The sequence below is a fragment of the Sorangium sp. So ce375 genome, assembly GCF_051473855.1.
Taxonomy (GTDB): domain Bacteria; phylum Myxococcota_A; class Polyangia; order Polyangiales; family Polyangiaceae; genus Sorangium.
Map to the genome: position 1 here is coordinate 10,137,435 of NZ_CP150335.1, position 16,430 is coordinate 10,153,864.

Annotated in this window: 13 protein-coding genes; 6 read left to right on the forward strand and 7 right to left on the reverse strand. The window is 69.3% G+C overall.

What is annotated here, in order from left to right:
* Window positions 1–79 precede the first annotated feature (79 nt).
* From WME90_RS37865 to WME90_RS37875, 3 genes are all read right to left on the reverse strand, one after another.
* Window positions 80–2,125, reverse strand: a complete 2,046-nt coding sequence (locus WME90_RS37865) for a S1 RNA-binding domain-containing protein (protein WP_437276945.1) — start codon at window positions 2,123–2,125, stop codon at window positions 80–82.
* A 126-nt stretch (window positions 2,126–2,251) separates the two neighbouring features.
* On the reverse strand, window positions 2,252–3,352 hold the full coding sequence (locus WME90_RS37870) for a P-loop NTPase (protein ID WP_437276946.1): 1,101 nt from the start codon (window positions 3,350–3,352) through the stop codon (window positions 2,252–2,254).
* A gap of 143 nt (window positions 3,353–3,495) precedes the next feature.
* Entirely contained in the window at window positions 3,496–4,734 is a 1,239-nt protein-coding gene (locus WME90_RS37875; protein ID WP_437276947.1) for a hypothetical protein, read from the reverse strand.
* Window positions 4,735–4,970: 236 nt separating this feature from the next.
* Between WME90_RS37875 and WME90_RS37880 the strand changes: the two genes are divergently transcribed.
* From WME90_RS37880 to WME90_RS37890, 3 genes are all read left to right on the forward strand, one after another.
* Entirely contained in the window at window positions 4,971–5,693 is a 723-nt protein-coding gene (locus tag WME90_RS37880; protein WP_437276948.1) for a TlpA family protein disulfide reductase, read from the forward strand.
* A gap of 118 nt (window positions 5,694–5,811) precedes the next feature.
* The gene (locus WME90_RS37885) at window positions 5,812–6,336 is read left to right on the forward strand and encodes a peroxiredoxin family protein (protein WP_437276949.1); all 525 of its coding nucleotides are present in this window, start codon (window positions 5,812–5,814) and stop codon (window positions 6,334–6,336) included.
* A gap of 85 nt (window positions 6,337–6,421) precedes the next feature.
* Window positions 6,422–8,437 carry a DUF6029 family protein gene (locus WME90_RS37890; protein ID WP_437276950.1) on the forward strand — a complete coding sequence of 672 codons (2,016 nt, stop codon included), beginning with the start codon at window positions 6,422–6,424 and terminating at the stop codon, window positions 8,435–8,437.
* A gap of 36 nt (window positions 8,438–8,473) precedes the next feature.
* Here WME90_RS37890 and WME90_RS37895 read toward each other — a convergent pair whose 3' ends face one another.
* Window positions 8,474–9,814, reverse strand: a complete 1,341-nt coding sequence (locus WME90_RS37895) for a hypothetical protein (protein ID WP_437276951.1) — start codon at window positions 9,812–9,814, stop codon at window positions 8,474–8,476.
* A gap of 95 nt (window positions 9,815–9,909) precedes the next feature.
* On the opposite strand from WME90_RS37895, the gene WME90_RS37900 reads away from it, so the two are divergent.
* Together WME90_RS37900 and WME90_RS37905 are read left to right on the forward strand one after the other, a co-directional pair.
* On the forward strand, window positions 9,910–10,899 hold the full coding sequence (locus WME90_RS37900) for a diacylglycerol/lipid kinase family protein (RefSeq protein WP_437276952.1): 990 nt from the start codon (window positions 9,910–9,912) through the stop codon (window positions 10,897–10,899).
* Between the two features lie 207 nt (window positions 10,900–11,106).
* Complete coding sequence (locus WME90_RS37905) at window positions 11,107–11,991, forward strand: acyl-CoA desaturase (RefSeq protein WP_437276953.1); 885 nt, start codon at window positions 11,107–11,109, stop codon at window positions 11,989–11,991.
* 282 nt (window positions 11,992–12,273) lie between these two features.
* Here the strand turns inward: WME90_RS37905 and WME90_RS37910 are convergent, their stop codons facing one another.
* Window positions 12,274–13,959 (reverse strand): CTP synthase, encoded by a 1,686-nt coding sequence (locus WME90_RS37910; protein WP_437276954.1) that lies wholly within the window; start codon window positions 13,957–13,959, stop codon window positions 12,274–12,276.
* 453 nt (window positions 13,960–14,412) lie between these two features.
* Between WME90_RS37910 and WME90_RS37915 the strand changes: the two genes are divergently transcribed.
* On the forward strand, window positions 14,413–15,312 hold the full coding sequence (locus tag WME90_RS37915; protein WP_437276955.1) for a fumarylacetoacetate hydrolase family protein: 900 nt from the start codon (window positions 14,413–14,415) through the stop codon (window positions 15,310–15,312).
* 44 nt (window positions 15,313–15,356) lie between these two features.
* Here the strand turns inward: WME90_RS37915 and WME90_RS37920 are convergent, their stop codons facing one another.
* Window positions 15,357–15,839, reverse strand: coding sequence for a hypothetical protein (locus WME90_RS37920; protein ID WP_437276956.1), 483 nt, complete (start codon window positions 15,837–15,839; stop codon window positions 15,357–15,359).
* A complete protein-coding gene (locus WME90_RS37925) occupies window positions 15,836–16,369 on the reverse strand; it encodes a hypothetical protein (protein ID WP_437276957.1) in 534 nt (177 codons plus the stop codon). Before WME90_RS37925 ends, WME90_RS37920 begins: the two co-directional genes overlap by 4 nt.
* Between the last annotated feature and the right edge of the window lie 61 nt (window positions 16,370–16,430).

Here is a 16,430-nt window from a genome sequence, read left to right on the forward strand (position 1 = left end):
AAAGCCTCCGCGCACCACCGGCGCGGAGGCTGGATGGAGGCGGAGGCGCCGCTGCGCGGGCGGCGCGCGCCTCTCGGGATCAGCTCTTCTTCATCAGATCGGCGAACGTGCCGAACTTGGCCTCGCGCGCGACGCCCGCGCGGTACTGCTGGTACGCCTGCTTCTCGGCGTCCTCCTTGAGGGCGCGGATCGACAGCTTGGCCTCTCCCCGGCGCGGATCCACCTCGATGACCTTCGCGTCGAGCTGGGTCCCGAGGGGGAACTCCTTGCGCAGGTCGGTCCCGCGCTGCGTGCCGGTGTGGCCGGCCGGGATGAAGCCGCGGGCCGCCCGCCCCGTGGCGCCGAGCACCCGGACGACGAGCCCCCCTTCGGTCACCTGCGTGACGGCCACCTTCACCGACTTGCCCTGCTGAACGCGCTGGCGCGGCTCGCTCTCCTCGCCCTCGGGCGGCGCGGGGTGGAGCCCGATGCGCCGGCCCGCGGCGTCGCAGGTCGCGACGACCACGTCGACGTCATCGCCGACCTTCACGACCTCGTTCGGGTGCTGGATCGGCTTCATCGAGAGATCGGCCGTGTGGATGAGCCCATCGATGCCCGGCTCGAGCTCGATGAACGCGCCGAACGGCTGCAGGCGAGCGACCTTGCCCTTGTGGCGCGTGCCGACCGCGTACTTCTCCTTCACCGCGTCCCACGGATCGACCGTGGCGGCCTTGCGGCTCAGCCAGAGCTTGCCCTTGTCGTCGACGCGGAGGACCTTCACGTCGATCTCCGCGCCCGGCTTGAACAGGTCGGCCAGCTTGGCGCCCCGGTCGTGGCTCGCCTCGCTCATGTGGACCAGCCCCTCGACGCCGCCAGCGTCGGGGAGCGCGACGAACACGCCCCACGCGACGACCTTGCGCACGATGCCCTTGTGCAGCGAGCCGGGTTCGATCGACGTGAGCGCCTCGGTGCGCGCCTTCCGGCTCTCCTCCTCGAGCATCTTGCGGCGGGACACGACGATGTCGCGCCCCTTCTTCGCGAACTGCGTCACGCCGAAGTCGAGCCGCTGTCCCACGAGGTAGTTGAGATCGGCGCCGTGGCGCAGATCGACGTGCGACGCCGGCGCGAAGGCGCGGAGGCCGCCGAGATCGACCTCGAGCCCGCCCTTGACCGCACCGGTCACGAACCCTTCGATCGACTCGCCGCTCTGGAGCGCAGCCTCAGCGCGCGCGCGCGCCTGATCGAGCTGCACCGGCGCCCTCGACAGGAGGAGCATCCCTCCGCGCACGCCGGTGCTCGCCACGGTCGCGATGAACTGATCGCCTTCGACGGGCGGCTCTTCATCGAGGATCTCGCGACGGTCGAACAGCCCCGTCGCCTTCCCCGCGATGTCGATCCAGATGGCATGGTCGGTGATTCTGCTGACCTTGCCGAACACTTCCTCGCCGATGCTGAAGGCCGGGCGCTCTCGCGGCGGCGGCGCACCTTGCCCCTTGCGCCGCTTGCGCTTCTCGCCTCCGGGCTGGGGCTGTCCGCCCGCCTCGTCGGCCGCCTGCTCCTCCTCACCCTCATCTTCTGCAGCGTCGGCTGCGGCGTCGGCCGCCTCCGCGCCGCTGGCCTCGGCCGCCTCTGCTGCCTCGGCTCCGGGCTGGCCGGCCTCCTCCGCGCCCTTGCGGCGACGGCGGCGGCGGCGCTTCTTTCCAGCGCCGCCCTCGGCCGGCGCGGCCGCACCGGCCTCTCCGGCCGGCGCAGGCTTCGCCGCCGGCGCAGGCTTCGCGGCCGCCGGAGGGTTCCGCTTGCCAGGGGAGAACCCCGGCTTGCGATTCCCGATATCGTCCCGCGGCAGGCCTGGGACGCGGTTGCCGATGTTGTCGCCGGGCTGCTCTTCCCAATCGTCGTCAGCAGCGCTCGCCTGAACGGCGGCGCTCGCCGCAGCGGCCGGTGGTGCCTCGGACTGGGTCGAGCTCGCCTGCGGCGACTCTTCTCCGCCGGGCTCGCGGCTCGCTTCGGTCGGGGGGGTGGCCCCCGCTTCATGGGCTTGGGCTGCTTGCTCGGGTGCAGCGTTTGACGACTCGAGCGGGCCGCCCTGGTCGGCCGGAGCTGCCGGCGCGTCCGCCGGCGTGGTGGTATTTTCGTGGGTATTCATCCGCGCCTCGCGCGACAGCGCATGCCGATGGGGGGCGAAACGTGCTCGCGTTCTCTCCAGCGGCCCCTCGGGTCAATGGGGGAAGGGGCCGGAACCATAACGTACCCGGGACGTTTACGCGAGAGCCTACCGCATGATGGGCAGGTGCTTGTTGGTCCCGCCGCTCCGATCGATGCGGAGACCGCCCCCGCTCGCGAGGTTGTGGGCGCTGACCTGACCGGCCAGCCGCTCCGCCACATCCACGAAAGCGCGCGCGATCGGGCTGCTCGGGGCGGCCTGAACGACCGGCGTGCCGGCGTCGCCCCACTCCCGGATGGCCGGGTCCATCGGGATCTGGCCGAGCAGCGGCGCCTCGGCAAACTCGGCGATCTTCTGCCCGCCGCCGGCCCCGAAGAGCTCGTGCCGCTTGCTGCACCCGTCGCACACGAAGTAGCTCTCGTTCTCGACCACGCCGAGCAGGGCGATCCCGACTTTCTGGGCCATCGAGACCGATTTGTACACGTCCTGGAGGGCCACCTCCTGCGGCGTCGTCACGACGATCGCCCCCGTGGTCCTCATCTTCTGGGAAATCGTCAGCGCGATGTCGCCGGTACCGGGCGGAAGATCCAGCACGAGGTAGTCGAGCTCACCCCATTCCACGTCGCGCATGAACTGGATGAGGGCGTTCTGGAGCATCGGTCCGCGCCAGACGACCGCCGACCTCGGATCCTCCAACAGGAAGCCGATCGACATGAGCTTCACGCCGAAGCGCTCGAGCGGCAGGAACTTCTGTCCGTCGGCCGACGTCGGGCGGCCCATCACGCCGAGCATGGTCGGGACGCTCGGCCCGTACATGTCCGCGTCGAGCAGGCCGACCTTGGCCCCCTCGCGGCTGAGCGCCAGGGTGAGGTTCGCGGCGACCGTGCTCTTGCCGACGCCGCCCTTGCCGCTCATCACGAGGATGATGTTCCGCACGCCCGGGGACGGGTCGTCCGGAAGGATCGTGCGCGTGGGGATGCCGACATCCCACGCGATCCGGACGGCCTTCGCGCCGGCGCCCTTCAGGGCTGCGTCGATGTCCGCCGCGAGCCGCTGCTTGAAGTGGCTGGTCAGCTCGACGGTGAGCGAGACGGTCTCGCCCTCGACCGAGAGCTCCCGGACGCGACCGAGGTCGGTGAGGGGGCGCTGGAGATCCGGCGCGTTGACCTTTGCCAGCGCAGCGAGCGCGGCGTCCTTCGTGATGGGCATGGGGCGGAGGAGTTAGGACTGCTCGGGATTCCCGTCAACCGGCGAGCGCGGCGTCGTTGCAGGCGCTCGTCAGGCGCTCGTCAGGCGCTCGTTCAGGCCGGGCGCGGCGACACACACGCCGTTCCTGCGCCCGGCCGGCGCCATCACCAGCAGGTGGTGACCATGGAATCGGGGTCGCGGGGATCGAGCCGCCGCGACGGCAGGTAGCACCGCGAGTCCTCGCACTCCCCGCTCGAATTCATCTTGACGCACACGCACGCGCCGACGAGCCCGCTGGGCGACTTCGGGCACACGTCGGCCGCGTTCTCCGCGGTGCACGCGATGGGGAGCGCCGCGTCCAGGCACGCCCGCTGGCCGCGCAGCGTGGTGGTGCATTCCATCGTGGAGTCCGCGTCGCCGCACTCGGTGTCGTTGCGGCACGGCTCGCAGAACTTGCCCTCCCCGGTGCAGGCGCCGAACCGCGGGATGCACGCGCCGTCGTCGCACCGGTAGTCGAGGTCGCAGTCGGAGTCCGCCTCGCAGGACCGGGCGCACCGGCTCTCGCCGCCGATCGTGACGCAGCGCTGCCCTGCGACGAGCGAGCAGTCGAGATCCGCGCTGCACGGCGCGCACTGGGTGCGCTTGACGCAGGTGCTGCGCAGCAGGCACAGCGAGCCCTCGACATAGGTGTTGCCTTTCCCGAACGTGGAGCGGTCGAGGCACGCCTCGTCGGTCTCACCGCAGAAGCTGCTATTCCCTTTGTCCGTGCCGCAGATCTCGTGAGGATCGCGGGTCACGGCGCACTCGAAGCCGCCGGGGCAATCCGCGTCGCTCGCGCAATCCGGCTGCGTGCAGTAGGCCTCGGCGTCCCCCTCTCCCTTGCCATGGCACTCCAGGCCGAGCGAGGTGCACTGGTCCGGACTGCAGGTCGGGATGAAGCAGTAGCTGCCGTCGCTGCACTTGCCGGCGGAGCAGGCGGGGTCGTCGCCGCACACCGCTGTGTCGCGCTGGCACTCGCCTGGGTTCCCGTTGCACTGCATCGGGTTGCACGGCGTATCGTCCGGGCAGCGACCGAACTGGCCGCACTCGGGGCCGAACGGGCAGGGCGCACCGAAGCCCACCATCTTCCCGTTCGACTTGCAGACAGAAATTTCGGCCTTTGTGTCGTCCTCCTGGGCCGGCATACAGTCCTGGAGGCCTGGGACACACTCGAGGTGGCTGCTGCACTTGAGCATGCAGCGATTGCCGACGCACGTGTTGCCCTCCAGGCAGAGCGCTGGCTCGCACTTGCCCTCGCAAACGCCGTCGATGACGACCCCCCCGAAGCATTCGTCCCGCGGCGTGTCCGACGACGAGCATGCGCCGCTCGCGACGGCCGCCCCGCTGGCCAGGCAGCACAGCATCAGGAAGGCGTGGATACTACGGAGACCGGGCCGACGGGTGCTGTGAGAAGCGACAACCTGCTGCATAGAACCTCAGCGCGGGAAACACCCGCGGTTCGGGGCCGGCACGGCAGGCCTGGCCGGAGATTGCGGAAACGCGCCCCCGAGCGAAGCGGCGACGGCAAGGTTGCCCTTGACGCCCCCCGTGCCGCCCAGAAGAATGAGCACTCCTACACCATACTTCAGGCGGTGGCATCATGCGAATCGACGCAGTTCTCGGTTGGATGGGCCTTTTCGTCGTGGCGACCCTAGGGCTCGTCGGCTGCGCGGGAGAAGAGGATCCCATCCCGGCACCTCCGTTTCCCGAGGGGACGGGTCAACCTGCGGCCAACGCTGCTCGATATCCGGCTGGGCCGTATGGGATCAGCCTCCACCGGGTGATCGCGAACTATCAGTTCGTCGGGTACGCCAACGCCGCTGAAAACAACGCAACGATGCAGCCGATTCAGCTCGCCGATTTCTACAACCCGACCGGGACGGAGGTCTTTCCGGAAGGCTCGCCTTACGGCGCCGGAGAGCCGAAGCCGAGAGCGCTGCTGATCGACGTCTCGTCCGTATGGTGCGGCCCCTGCAAAATCGAGGCGGAGACCGTCCTGCCCAGGCTCTACGAGGAGTATCAACCGAAGGGCGGGGAGTTCCTGGTTCAGCTCGCCGACGGAAGGAACCCGGGCGAGGCGGCGGTGGCGCGCGATCTGTACCGCTGGACGACCCAGTATGACGTGAAGTACCCGTCGGCAATCGACCCTTCGTACAAGCTCGGCGCGCTTTTCCAGGCCGATGCGTTCCCGGCGAACATGATCGTCAGGACGCAGGACATGAAGATCATGGAGATCGTCGCTGGCGTGCCCGAGGAGGACAGCGGTTTCTGGCGAACCTTTGAGAAGATCATGAGCGGCGAGCTTGAAGGAGTCTCGCCGTGAGCGCGTCGTCGAGCCGCCGGTCGACGCGCCCGTGTGGGAGAATTTGCCAGAGCGCCCGCGACGTTGATCCCTCATGCCGGTCGGCCGCTCAGGCCGGCCCATTCGCGACGGAACCCAGATGAACAGAAAACCCCGCTGCGCCCTCTCGCTCGCGTTCATCGTCCTCGGGCTCGCTGCCACCTCGTGCGGGGCGGCCTCCGGCGGCTCATCGGCGAGCCCAGCGCCGGATTTCTCGCTCCCCGCCCTCGACGGCAAGACGGTCAGGCTCTCGGACTATGCCGGCAAGAGCGTGGTGCTGATCGATTTCTGGTCGACTACCTGCGATCCGTGCCTGGCGGAGATGCCCCACCTCGTCGAGCTCTACAAGAAGCACAGGGACAAGGGGTTCGTCGTGCTCGCCGTGTCGCTCGACGGACCGGAGTCGCGAGCGCAGGTGAGCAGCACGGTCCACGACAGGGAGATGATCTTCCCTGTGCTCCTCGACGAGGAGACGACCGTGGCCGCCAAGTACAATCCGAAGCGCGAGCTTCCGTTTTCCGTGCTCATCGGCCGAGACGGCTCGATTCTCCACAAACGCGGCGGGTACCAGCCCGGCGACGAGGCGGCGCTCGCCGAGCAGATCGAGAAGGCGCTTGGCCAGTAGCGCAGGGGCGGCCGTCTGGCGCGCGTTGCCAGCTGGGTCCGCTGCTCGCTCGCTCCACGGCGCCGAGGTCCGTGGTAGAAATCGGATGGTGCGCAGCCCGCTCCGCCTCGTCCGTTCCTGTCTGATAGCGACGCTCCTCCTCGCGGCCTCTCCGGCGGCGGCGGTCGATCTCCCGAACGTCGGCGGTGAACCGATCTCGCTCGATGTCGTGAACACCGCGGCCGTCAGCTATCACTTCAACAATCGCAACGACGATCGCCGCTATCCCTCGCGCTATCTCGACGATAACTACGGCGAGATCGTCGATCGGCTCGACGCCCAGCTCAACTGGTGGCGCCTGCAGCTCGGGACGCGGCTCAACGCATCTTTCTACCTGGCCAGGCCCTCGGCGACGAGCCTCGAGCTGCAGGAAAAGGTCCTGCACGACGAGGTCTCGTTCGCTCTGGACGACGCCACACGGGAGGTTCACTCCCGCTATTTGAACACGGTCTATCCGGCGAAGCTCTGGCTCACCTACACGCAGCCGGGCATCGAGGCGACTGCAGGCGACTTTTACGCTCAGCTCGGACGCGGCCTCGTTTTCAGCGTTCGGAAGATGGACGAGCTGGCCATCGACACGACCCTGAGGGGCGGCAGGCTCGTGCTCGACAAGGATTTCCAGCTGTTCAGGCTCGAGGCCACCGCCTTCGCCGGGCAGATGAACCCGCTGCGCGTCGATGACGCGAGCGGCAGGCGGCTCCATGGCGACGGGTCGCCGCTCTTCTTCGGCTTCCCTGGCTCAAGCGACCTGGCCATGCTCGAGACCGATGAAAATCACCAACCTCACAAGGTGATCGAGGGGGCGCGGCCGAACTACCTGGAGGACACCGTGCTCGGCGGACGCCTAGAGGTGGGCGTGAAGGGCGTCGAGCTCGCGGCGAACGGCGCGCTGCTGCTGCGCAAGTCGTACACCGAGGAGTTCAACCGATGCATGGCCGCGGCCCAGGTCATCGAGGACGACGAGCTGAGCCAGGCACAGCAACGCCTGTGCGCCGGTGAGTTCCCTGAGTTCGTCACAAACACCCCCGCGCGGCAGCACAACACGATCCGCACCTTCAGCGGCTCGGTGAGCATTCCGTCCATCGCGGAGCACGGGGACATCTACGTCGAGGTGGCCGGTCAGCAGCTCCGTGACGGTCACCTCGGCCGCGACGACGTGCCGGCAAAGGACGTCTCGGGCTATGCGGTCTATCTGGCGGCGAACGGGCGAGGCGGTCCGCTCGCCGTCGCGATCGAAGGGAAGCACTACCGGCGATTTTTCCCGCTCTCGGCCAACATCGATGTCTCTGTGCTGTCGAACCCGGGGTTCAATGCGCCGGAGTTCGAGGGCGTGGCGTACAACCAGCCTCCGACGGCGGAGCCCATCTACGTCGAGCCGATCGGATCCCCCAACGTCTGCGTGACCGGCGGGCGCGGGCGCGTCGACTACCGGTTCACCCGGAAAGCGGCCATCTATGCCTGGCTCGGTCGCTACGTGAGCTTCTCCGAGCGCCAGGCGAATTACGAGTGCAAGACGGACGACTCGAGCAGGACCGACACCTGGGACACCGCGGCAGGCACCGAGATCGATTTCGACGGCAGCCGCTCGCACGTGCGCGCGTGGGCTGGAGTCCGGCAATCCGATGAGGCCGACACTGGCCGCCTCTTCTACAGCGAGGGCTACGTCCGCTACGACGTCGTAAAGCACCTCGCAGGCGCGTTCTCGATCCAGGTGCAGGGCAACAGCCGTCGTCGTTACAGGCCAGAGAACTTCGAATCTTCCTGGCTCGAAGGGGACAACTACCTCGCGCTCCAGTGGTCACCCCATCTCTCGGCAATTTTCGGCCATGAGTACACCTCACAGCCTGGGTGTGAGCCTGGCAAGGGCGGCGATCTCTGCCATTTCTTCAACGGAGGGCTGCAGTGGAAGGCCGGGTCGACGAGGACGACGCTCGATCGGATCGTCGACACCGCGCAGCTCTTCGTTGGCCAGCGGCGCGGTGGCCTGCGTTGCGTTTCGGGCGTGTGCCGGTTCTTCCCGCCGTTTGAAGGCGCGCGGCTCGAGCTCGTCTCGAAGTTCTGAGCGGCCGGACCAGCTCGGGAGCGGTACCGGCAGCGCTCAGGACGCGCCGAGGATCGCGCAAGCCACCGAGGTCCTGACCTGGGGCTCTGCGTCGGCGAGGAGCGACGCCGCGCGCGGGATCTCGCCGAGCGCGACCAGGCCCGCCCCCGCCGCGTCGCGCACCGGGATCTCCCGGGATCGGAGATCGCGCTCCAGCAGCGGCACGGCCGCGCGAATGCCTGCGCGTGCGAGGACTCCCCGCGCGAGCACCGCGCGCGTCGACGTCCCCGCGGCGAGCTTCATCAGCCATGCGACGGCCGCCGAGCGCTCGCGCGCGGCGACGTCCCGCGCCGGCGCGTCGACGTGGCGCGAGTGGACGGCGAAGACCACGGCTTCATCCGGATCGCCCTGCGCCTCGACGAGCGCGGATCGCACCGCCGGATCCGCGAGCGGGGCGGAGAGGATGGCGTAGACGCGATCCCGGCTCTGACTGGAGCGGATGGCGCCGATGAGGACGGAGATCGCTTCGCCGGCGCCCTCGCCTCCCTCGCGGACCAGCGCGCGCGCGGCGGCGATCGCGGGCGCGCCGCGCTGGGTGGAGATCACCCAGAGGAGCTGCGCACGCCCGCCGTCGCCCAGCGCGCGCGGCGTCGCCCACGCCTCGGCGATGGCCTCGCGCCCGGGTTCATCCGAGAGGGTCCAGATATCGCGCAGCGCCAGCACGACATCCCTTCCGCCGAGCGCCCCGGCGGCGCGGATCGCCAGCGTCCGCGCGAGCGGGTACGGGTCGAGCCGCGCCGCCTCGAGCAGCGCTTCCCGGTCGCTCGGGTCCGCCGCCGCGGCGGCGGCGCGGAGCGCCGACACGCGAACCTCCTGATCTCCGTCGAGCATCCGCGAGCGGCGCGCCGCGCCGTCCTCGGCTGTGACGAGCGCCCGCGCCTCCAGCGCGCGGAGCGCCGCGTTCTTGCCGGCGTCTCGCCCCGCTGCCGCTTCGCTGGCGTACCGTTTCACGCTCCCCGGGTCGGAGATCCCCGCCTCGAGGAGGATCATCGCCGCGGCGGTCGCGACCGCGTCCGATCCCGCGGCGCGCTCGGCGAGCGCATCCTCTAGGGTGCGCGCGCATGTGCGGAGCTCGCGCAGCCGCTCGGCCCCCGATGGCGGCGTCGCGCGCGCGATCTCCCCCTCCGCGACAGCGCGGGCGATCGCTCGTGCGTCGTCGCGGTCCAGCGCGCCACGGCGCAGCTCGTCGCTCAACGTGCGGCGCAGCTCGTCGAACCTGCCCGCCTCGGCTGCGCGCAGGGAGGCCGAGCTCGTGCAACCGACGACGCCGGCGACGGCGATGACGGCGGGGAGGAAGAGGAGCCCGGCGAGGCTCGAACCGGAGAGCACGCGGCGCATGACGCGCCTCTTACCGCGCCGAAGTTCGCGCTCGAAGCCCCTTCGGCTCGACCACCCGGGGAATCCGTTCTATAGGGCGCTCACGCTCCGGCACCATGCGTATCGACGTCATCGTCAACACCACGGCGCGCCGGTACCGGGCGAGGCCATCGCTCATCGACCGCATGGCGGCCGCGTGCGCTGGTGCGGCGGAGCTCCACCCGACGTCGAGCGTCGCGGAGCTCGCGGAGGTCTGTGAGCGGCTCGCCCAGCGGGGTACGGATCTCGTCGCGCTCTCGGGTGGAGACGGCAGCTTCATGGCCGGCGTCACGGCCCTCGCGCGCGCCTTTGGCGAGCGCTCGCTGCCACCTCTCGTCCTGCTGCCGGGCGGCACCGTCGCGACCGTCGCGCGGAACTGGGGCATGGCCGGCGATCCGGCCGTGCTCCTCGCGCGGATCGTCCGCGAGGTTCGCGGCCTCCGCAGCGGGTCGACCATCCCTGGAGGCGTCCGGCGACCCACCCTGCGCGTGCGCGCGACGACGCGCGACGGTGTCGAGGAGCGCATCGGCTTCATCTTCGGCACCGGGCTCGTGGCCAGCTTCTTCGATGTCTATTACGAGCGCGGGGGCGACGGCTACGGCGCCGCGGCGCGCATCGTGGCGCGTGTGTTCATCGAGTCCTTCTACGGCGGCGCCTATGCGCGTCGCGTCCTCGACCCGCTGCCCTGCACGATCGACGTGGAGGGACGGCAGCTCTCCCCACGCGCTTGGTCGCTCATCTGCTCGTCTGCAGTGCGTGATCTCGGGATCCACATGCTGGTCACCTACCGGGCGGGCGAGGATCTCGATCGCCCGCACCTCGTCGCCAGCGCCCTGCCCCCTCGCGAGCTCGGGCCGCGCGCCCCGCTCGTCCTCGCGGGCCGCCGGATCGGCGGCAAGGACCACTTCGACGACCTTGTCCAAGATTTCACGGTCCGGTTCGGCGCCGGGGTCAGCGCGACCTCGCTCGGCGACGGCCCGTACATCCTCGACGGCGATCCCCTCCGAGCGAGGGAGATCCGGGTCTCCGCCGGACCATCCATCGACGTCGTCTCCCTGCGCCCCTGAGCACGGGCCCGTCGACGCAGCGCGCCCGATCCCTCGGTGAGCCGCCTGCCGCGTCGCATGACGGAATCATGACCGGCGTCGTGAGCCCCAGTGACGGGCGTGCTCGATGCTCCATCCACCTTGGAACCCATAACGCAAGCGCCTGCATCGAGCCCCACACGAGTCGTCGTACCGAAATCTGGCCCCGGCCTAGGCCAGATCTTCAACGTGCTGGGGATCGCTGCGATCCATGTGGGCACCGTGGTCGCCTTCGTCCGAGGCGCCACCTGGAAGCTCGCGGCGCTCGCCGCGGCCACGTACTTCGTCCGGATGTTCGCGATCACGGCGGTCTACCACCGGTACTTCTCGCACCGGAGCTACAAGACGAGCCGCGGCCTGCAGTTCCTGCTCGCGCTGCTCGGGACCACGGCGACCCAGAAGGGCCCGCTGTGGTGGGGCGGGACGCACCGCGTCCACCACAAGTACTCGGACACCGAGCGCGACGTCCACAGCCCGCTCCGCAAGGGGTTCTGGTACGCGCACATGGGCTGGTGGCTCGGCCGCGAGCACGAGGAGCTCGATCTGAAGCGCATCCCTGATTTCGCGGGCTTCCCTGAGCTCCGCTGGCTGGAGCGCTACCACGTGGTCGGGCCGCTCGGCATGATGGCGCTGCTCTTCGCGGTGGGCGGCTACGACGCGTTCCTGTGGGGCTACGTCGTATCGACATGCGCGCTCATGCACGGGACGTTCACGATCAACTCCCTCGCGCACGTGTTTGGGTCCCGGCGCTATGCGACGACCGACACGAGCCGCAACAATTTCTGGCTCGCGCTGATCACCCTCGGCGAGGGCTGGCACAACAACCACCACCACTACATGAGCAGCGCGAACCAGGGCTTCTTCTGGTGGGAGATCGACGTCAGCTTCTACATCCTGCGCGCGATGGAGAAGCTCGGTCTGATCTGGGATCTCAGGACCGCGCCGGCGCACGTGCTGCAGCGGAACCTGATCAAGGAGGTCGGCGAGCGCTCACCGCTCCTCGCCCCTCAAGCCGCGCACGTCGAGCCGCTCGACGCCCCGCCGCTGGGCCAGCCGAGCCTCGGCGACGTCTGATCGCACTGCGTTCAGCAGCGATCATCTGCGGACGGAGGCTGCATGGCGGCCTTCGTCCGCGAGAGTTCGCGACAGCTCCCTCGACAACCATCGCAGCACCACGCGTCTCGCCGCCGGTGCAGCGTCCAGAGCCCCTCGGGAACTCTGGCGTGGGCCGCTAGAGCGGGGCGATCTTCGTGCGCGACGGGCTCACCCGCGTCGCTCGGCTCGCTGCGGCGTACTTCGTCCGCCTCACTCGCCTGCCTAGCGGCTGAGCCCGTATCACACGAACCTGCGCCCGCTCTAGTTGACGGACGAGGCAGCTTGCTGGGTGTGGGCGGTGGCAGAATCGCCGGGCTTCGGCTTCTCGGCCTTGTTGCGCTCGCGCTGGCGCTCCAGACCGGCGCGCACGAAGCGCGCGAAGAGCGGGTGCGCGCTATGGGGGCGGCTCTTGAACTCGGGGTGGAACTGGCAGCCCACGAAGTACGGGTGCTCGCGCAGCTCGATCATCTCGACGAGGCGCTGATCGGGCGACGTCCCGGAGAGCACGAGCCCCTTCTGCACCATCGCCTCGCGGTACTTGTTCGACACCTCGTACCGGTGCCGGTGCCGCTCGCTGATGCTCGTCTGCCCGTACGCATCCGCGGCGACGGAGCCCTTGTCCAGCACGCACGGGTACGCGCCGAGGCGCATCGTCCCGCCCTTCTCGACGACCCCCTTCTGATCGGGCATCAGATCGATCACCGGATAGGCGGCGTTGCGATCGAACTCCACGGAGTTCGCTCCCGTCATGCCGCAGACGTGGCGCGCGTACTCGACGACCGCGAGCTGCATGCCGAGACAGATCCCGAAGAACGGGATCTTCTCCTCGCGCGCGTAGCGGATGGCCTCGATCTTCCCCTCGGTCCCGCGATCGCCGAAGCCGCCGGGCACGAGGATGGCGTCGAGGTTCGACAGCAGCTCGGGCGCACCGCGCGCCTCGATCTGCTCGGAGTCGATGTACTCGAGCTCGACCCGCACGTCGTTGTGGAGCCCGCCGTGGACGAGCGCCTCGTGGAGCGACTTGTAGGAGTCGCGCAGGTGCACGTACTTGCCGACGACGCCGATCTTCACGATGCCGCGGGACGGCTTCTTGAAACGCTCGACGATGCGCTGCCACGGCGACAGGTCCGGCTGCCTCGCCCAGATGTTGAGCAGCTCCGTGATCTTCTCGTCGATCCCCTCGGCGTGGAGGACGAGGGGGAGCTCGTAGATGCAGTCGACGTCGACGGCCGCGATCACGCAGTCGACGGCGACGTTCGAGAAGAGGGAGATCTTCTCCTTCATGCTGCGCGGGAGCGGCCGATCGCAGCGACAGAGGAGGATGTCCGGCTGGATGCCGATCTCGCGCATCTCCTTCACCGAGTGCTGGGTCGGCTTCGTCTTCAGCTCGCCCGCCGTCGCGATGAACGGCACCAGCGTGACGTGCACCGAGATCGCGTTCTGCGCGCCCGACTCGACCTTGAGCTGGCGGATCGCCTCGATGAACGGAAGCGACTCGATGTCACCCACCGTGCCGCCGACCTCGACGATCGCGACGTCAGCCCCGTCCGCAGCAGACCGAATGCGCAGCTTGATCTCGTCCGTAACGTGCGGGATCACCTGCACCGTCGCTCCGAGGTACTCGCCGCGGCGCTCCTTCGAGATGACCGCCTCGTAGACGCGGCCGGTGGTGAAGTTGTTCTGCCGACTCATCCGGGCGAGCGTGAAGCGCTCGTAATGCCCGAGATCGAGATCGGTCTCTGCGCCATCGTCTGTGACGAAGACCTCGCCGTGCTGGTAGGGGGACATCGTGCCGGGATCGACATTGATGTACGGGTCCAGCTTGAGGTGGGTAACCTTCAACCCACGGGACTCCATCAGCGCCCCGATCGACGCTGCAGCCAGTCCCTTGCCGATCGACGATACGACTCCGCCTGTGACGAAGACGAATTTGGTCCGCTTGCTCATGACCCATCGCTCCGCAGCGCCGTGTGCGCGCCTGTAACCAGTCCCTCGAGCGGCGCTCCAAGGTGAGCGCCGTCAAGGTTCGGCTGTCCACGGCAAATACCTTGCCCGGCTTACAAGCCGCACGGCCCCGTCAGCAGGACCGAAGCCGGTGGAAACCCCGCAACGGGGAACCCCGCGCCGGCAACAGAACCTGACCTGCCGTACGAGCCCATCTGCAACGGTGCCCGCGGCAAGCCTGCGCGACGTGATGCCGCTCTGAATCCGCCGGCATTCTAGGCCGGTCTCCCTGCGCGTCAATGCAAAGGACAATCCGATGTCCCAAGATGGGCATCGCCCTCGGGATCTGACGCCGACCGCCGGCCGCAGGCGTGGGCGCGGGGGGCTTCGCCGGCCTGAGAGCTTCGGCGGACCGGGATGGTACGCTCCGCCGGCTCCCGGCGACCTGGTCACGCCATGCGAATCGCCCATGTGCTCGAGCTCGCGACGTCCAGCCCGATCGTAGCGCTTGAACGGGATGGAGCGCTCTACGACGTCGCGGAGCTGGAGCGTCACTTCGGGACGAAGCTCGCGGACATCCGCGGCGTTTCAGACTTTCACACGCGCGTGGTGGCGCTTCGTTGTGCCGGCCTTCACGCGCTGGATGATCGGCTGCTCAGCGGCGACCGCCCCGCGTCGACGCAGCTGCACCCTGCCACGATCGTGTGGCTGCCTCCCTGCGCCGCCGACCGCGCTGCGTACATCCAGCTCGGCCCCTACGCGCACGGCGCAGAGCGCCCCTGGTATCGGTTCGGCAACAGCCGCGCGCTGCTGGGACATGCTGCCGAGGTCCCCTTCCCCCCGCTCGAGGACGAGCCCGACTACGAGCTGAACCTCGCGGCGATCCTCGGCGAGGATCTGCGGCGCGCCACCCCGGAGGAAGCGGAGCGCGCGATCGCTGGTTATACGGTGCTGAACGACTGGACTGCGCGCGGCACGGAGGCGCTGTCGCTGGCGCGCGGGCTCCCCCCATCGGAGGCGAAGGACTTCGCGACGCAGCTCGGCCCGGTGCTCGTCACGCCCGACGAGCTCGGCTCGGTCGAGGCGTTGCGGACCCAGGTCCGCGTCGACGCCGAGACGCGCCACTGTTCACGCGTTGGCGAGTGGACCTTCTCGCTGACGGAATCCGTCGCGTACATCAGCAACCACATCGAGCTGCGTGCGGGTGACGTGATCGGAGCGGGCCGCGTCTTCGGGGGGAGCGCTGACCAGCGCGTGCCGTACGGCGCTGACGTGGAGCTGATGATCGAGCGCATCGGACGGATGACCGGCAAGCCCGTCTGCGGCCCCGCACCGTTGCCATGGCGCCGCCGGTGAGCGGGCATCGGCGCCTCACCTCGAGGCGCGCGCTCCTCGGTGGTTCAGAACGTACCGACGACGCCGAAGCCCACGCCGTTCGCGGTGATCACGGGGGCCGGTCGCACCGTCAGCGCCGCAGGGGTCGAAGGCTGCGCTGAGCGCGCCTCCGTGGTCATGAAGATCCCCTCGCCGACGAGACCGAGGCCGGCGAGCTGCGCGAGCCCACCGATCGCAGTGAGCGCCCCGCGCAGGTACAGCGTCGCTCCGCAGTCCGGATCGTCCGCGGCGCAGCCGTTCTTCGCGAGCGCGAGCCAGGGACCAGCGATCGGGATCTTGAGCTCGCTCGCCCCAGGGACCTCGGGCCACGAGGATGCAGCGAGGAATGCCGCGCCGTAGGCGAGCGCAGTCACCGCCACCCCGCCGACGATGACCTTCGTGCGTGCCGAGGACGGCGGGTACCGCGGAGGTGCCGCCGGCTCCTCCGCGCCGGCGGAGGCGGCGGCCAGCGCCAGCGCGGCGACGACGGCGAGGGCGGCGCTCTTCATGGCGTCTTGGTGCCGGAAGCGCCCGCGCCGGATTTCTTGGACGGCAGCTTCACGGTGTACGGGACCTCGAGCGGCTCGCCATCGAACGGCAGCACGATCTCTCCGATGAAGGAGCGCTTCACGCAAGCTTCGGCCGGCGTCCCTGCGAAGGGCGGTCCGACCAGCACGTCGATCACGCGTCCCTTCTGGCCGTCGAACACGACCTTGACCTCTCCCTCGCCGGTCGGCGCGTTGGACACGACCTCCGCGCAGTTTGCCGCCTTGTCCCCCCCGCGTCGCAGCGCGATCTCCATCTGCTTCTTCTGATCGGCGTTGAGCCCGGCACCGCCGCCCGAGGACGCGCTCGCCTCGGCGCCGGAGCTGCCCGTCTCGGCGTCCGAGCTCCCCGTGTCAGCGGGATCGGCCACATCCGACGATGCCTTTTCGAAGTTGTAGTCTTCCCCTGCCTGCTTGGGCTTGGCGCCGGAGCATGCTGCAGCCGCGAGGATGAGGAGCGGCAAGAGCGCGCGGGTCGAATGCTGCTGGGACACGGTGTCCTCCCTTCGAACAGAGCGTGAAGGAGCGTCTGCGCGCACCCTAGCAAGCTCTCCT

Excerpts from the sequence above, each read along its gene's own strand:
- WME90_RS37865 (WP_437276945.1), bottom strand. The coding sequence starts at position 2,125 with ATGAATACCCACGAAAATACCACCACGCCGGCGGACGCGCCGGCAGCT.
- WME90_RS37870 (WP_437276946.1), bottom strand. The coding sequence starts at position 3,352 with ATGCCCATCACGAAGGACGCCGCGCTCGCTGCGCTGGCAAAGGTCAAC.
- WME90_RS37875 (WP_437276947.1), bottom strand. The coding sequence starts at position 4,734 with ATGCTGTGCTGCCTGGCCAGCGGGGCGGCCGTCGCGAGCGGCGCATGC.
- WME90_RS37880 (WP_437276948.1), top strand. The coding sequence starts at position 4,971 with ATGCGAATCGACGCAGTTCTCGGTTGGATGGGCCTTTTCGTCGTGGCG.
- WME90_RS37885 (WP_437276949.1), top strand. The coding sequence starts at position 5,812 with ATGAACAGAAAACCCCGCTGCGCCCTCTCGCTCGCGTTCATCGTCCTC.
- WME90_RS37890 (WP_437276950.1), top strand. The coding sequence starts at position 6,422 with ATGGTGCGCAGCCCGCTCCGCCTCGTCCGTTCCTGTCTGATAGCGACG.
- WME90_RS37895 (WP_437276951.1), bottom strand. The coding sequence starts at position 9,814 with ATGCGCCGCGTGCTCTCCGGTTCGAGCCTCGCCGGGCTCCTCTTCCTC.
- WME90_RS37900 (WP_437276952.1), top strand. The coding sequence starts at position 9,910 with ATGCGTATCGACGTCATCGTCAACACCACGGCGCGCCGGTACCGGGCG.
- WME90_RS37910 (WP_437276954.1), bottom strand. The coding sequence starts at position 13,959 with ATGAGCAAGCGGACCAAATTCGTCTTCGTCACAGGCGGAGTCGTATCG.
- WME90_RS37915 (WP_437276955.1), top strand. The coding sequence starts at position 14,413 with ATGCGAATCGCCCATGTGCTCGAGCTCGCGACGTCCAGCCCGATCGTA.
- WME90_RS37920 (WP_437276956.1), bottom strand. The coding sequence starts at position 15,839 with ATGAAGAGCGCCGCCCTCGCCGTCGTCGCCGCGCTGGCGCTGGCCGCC.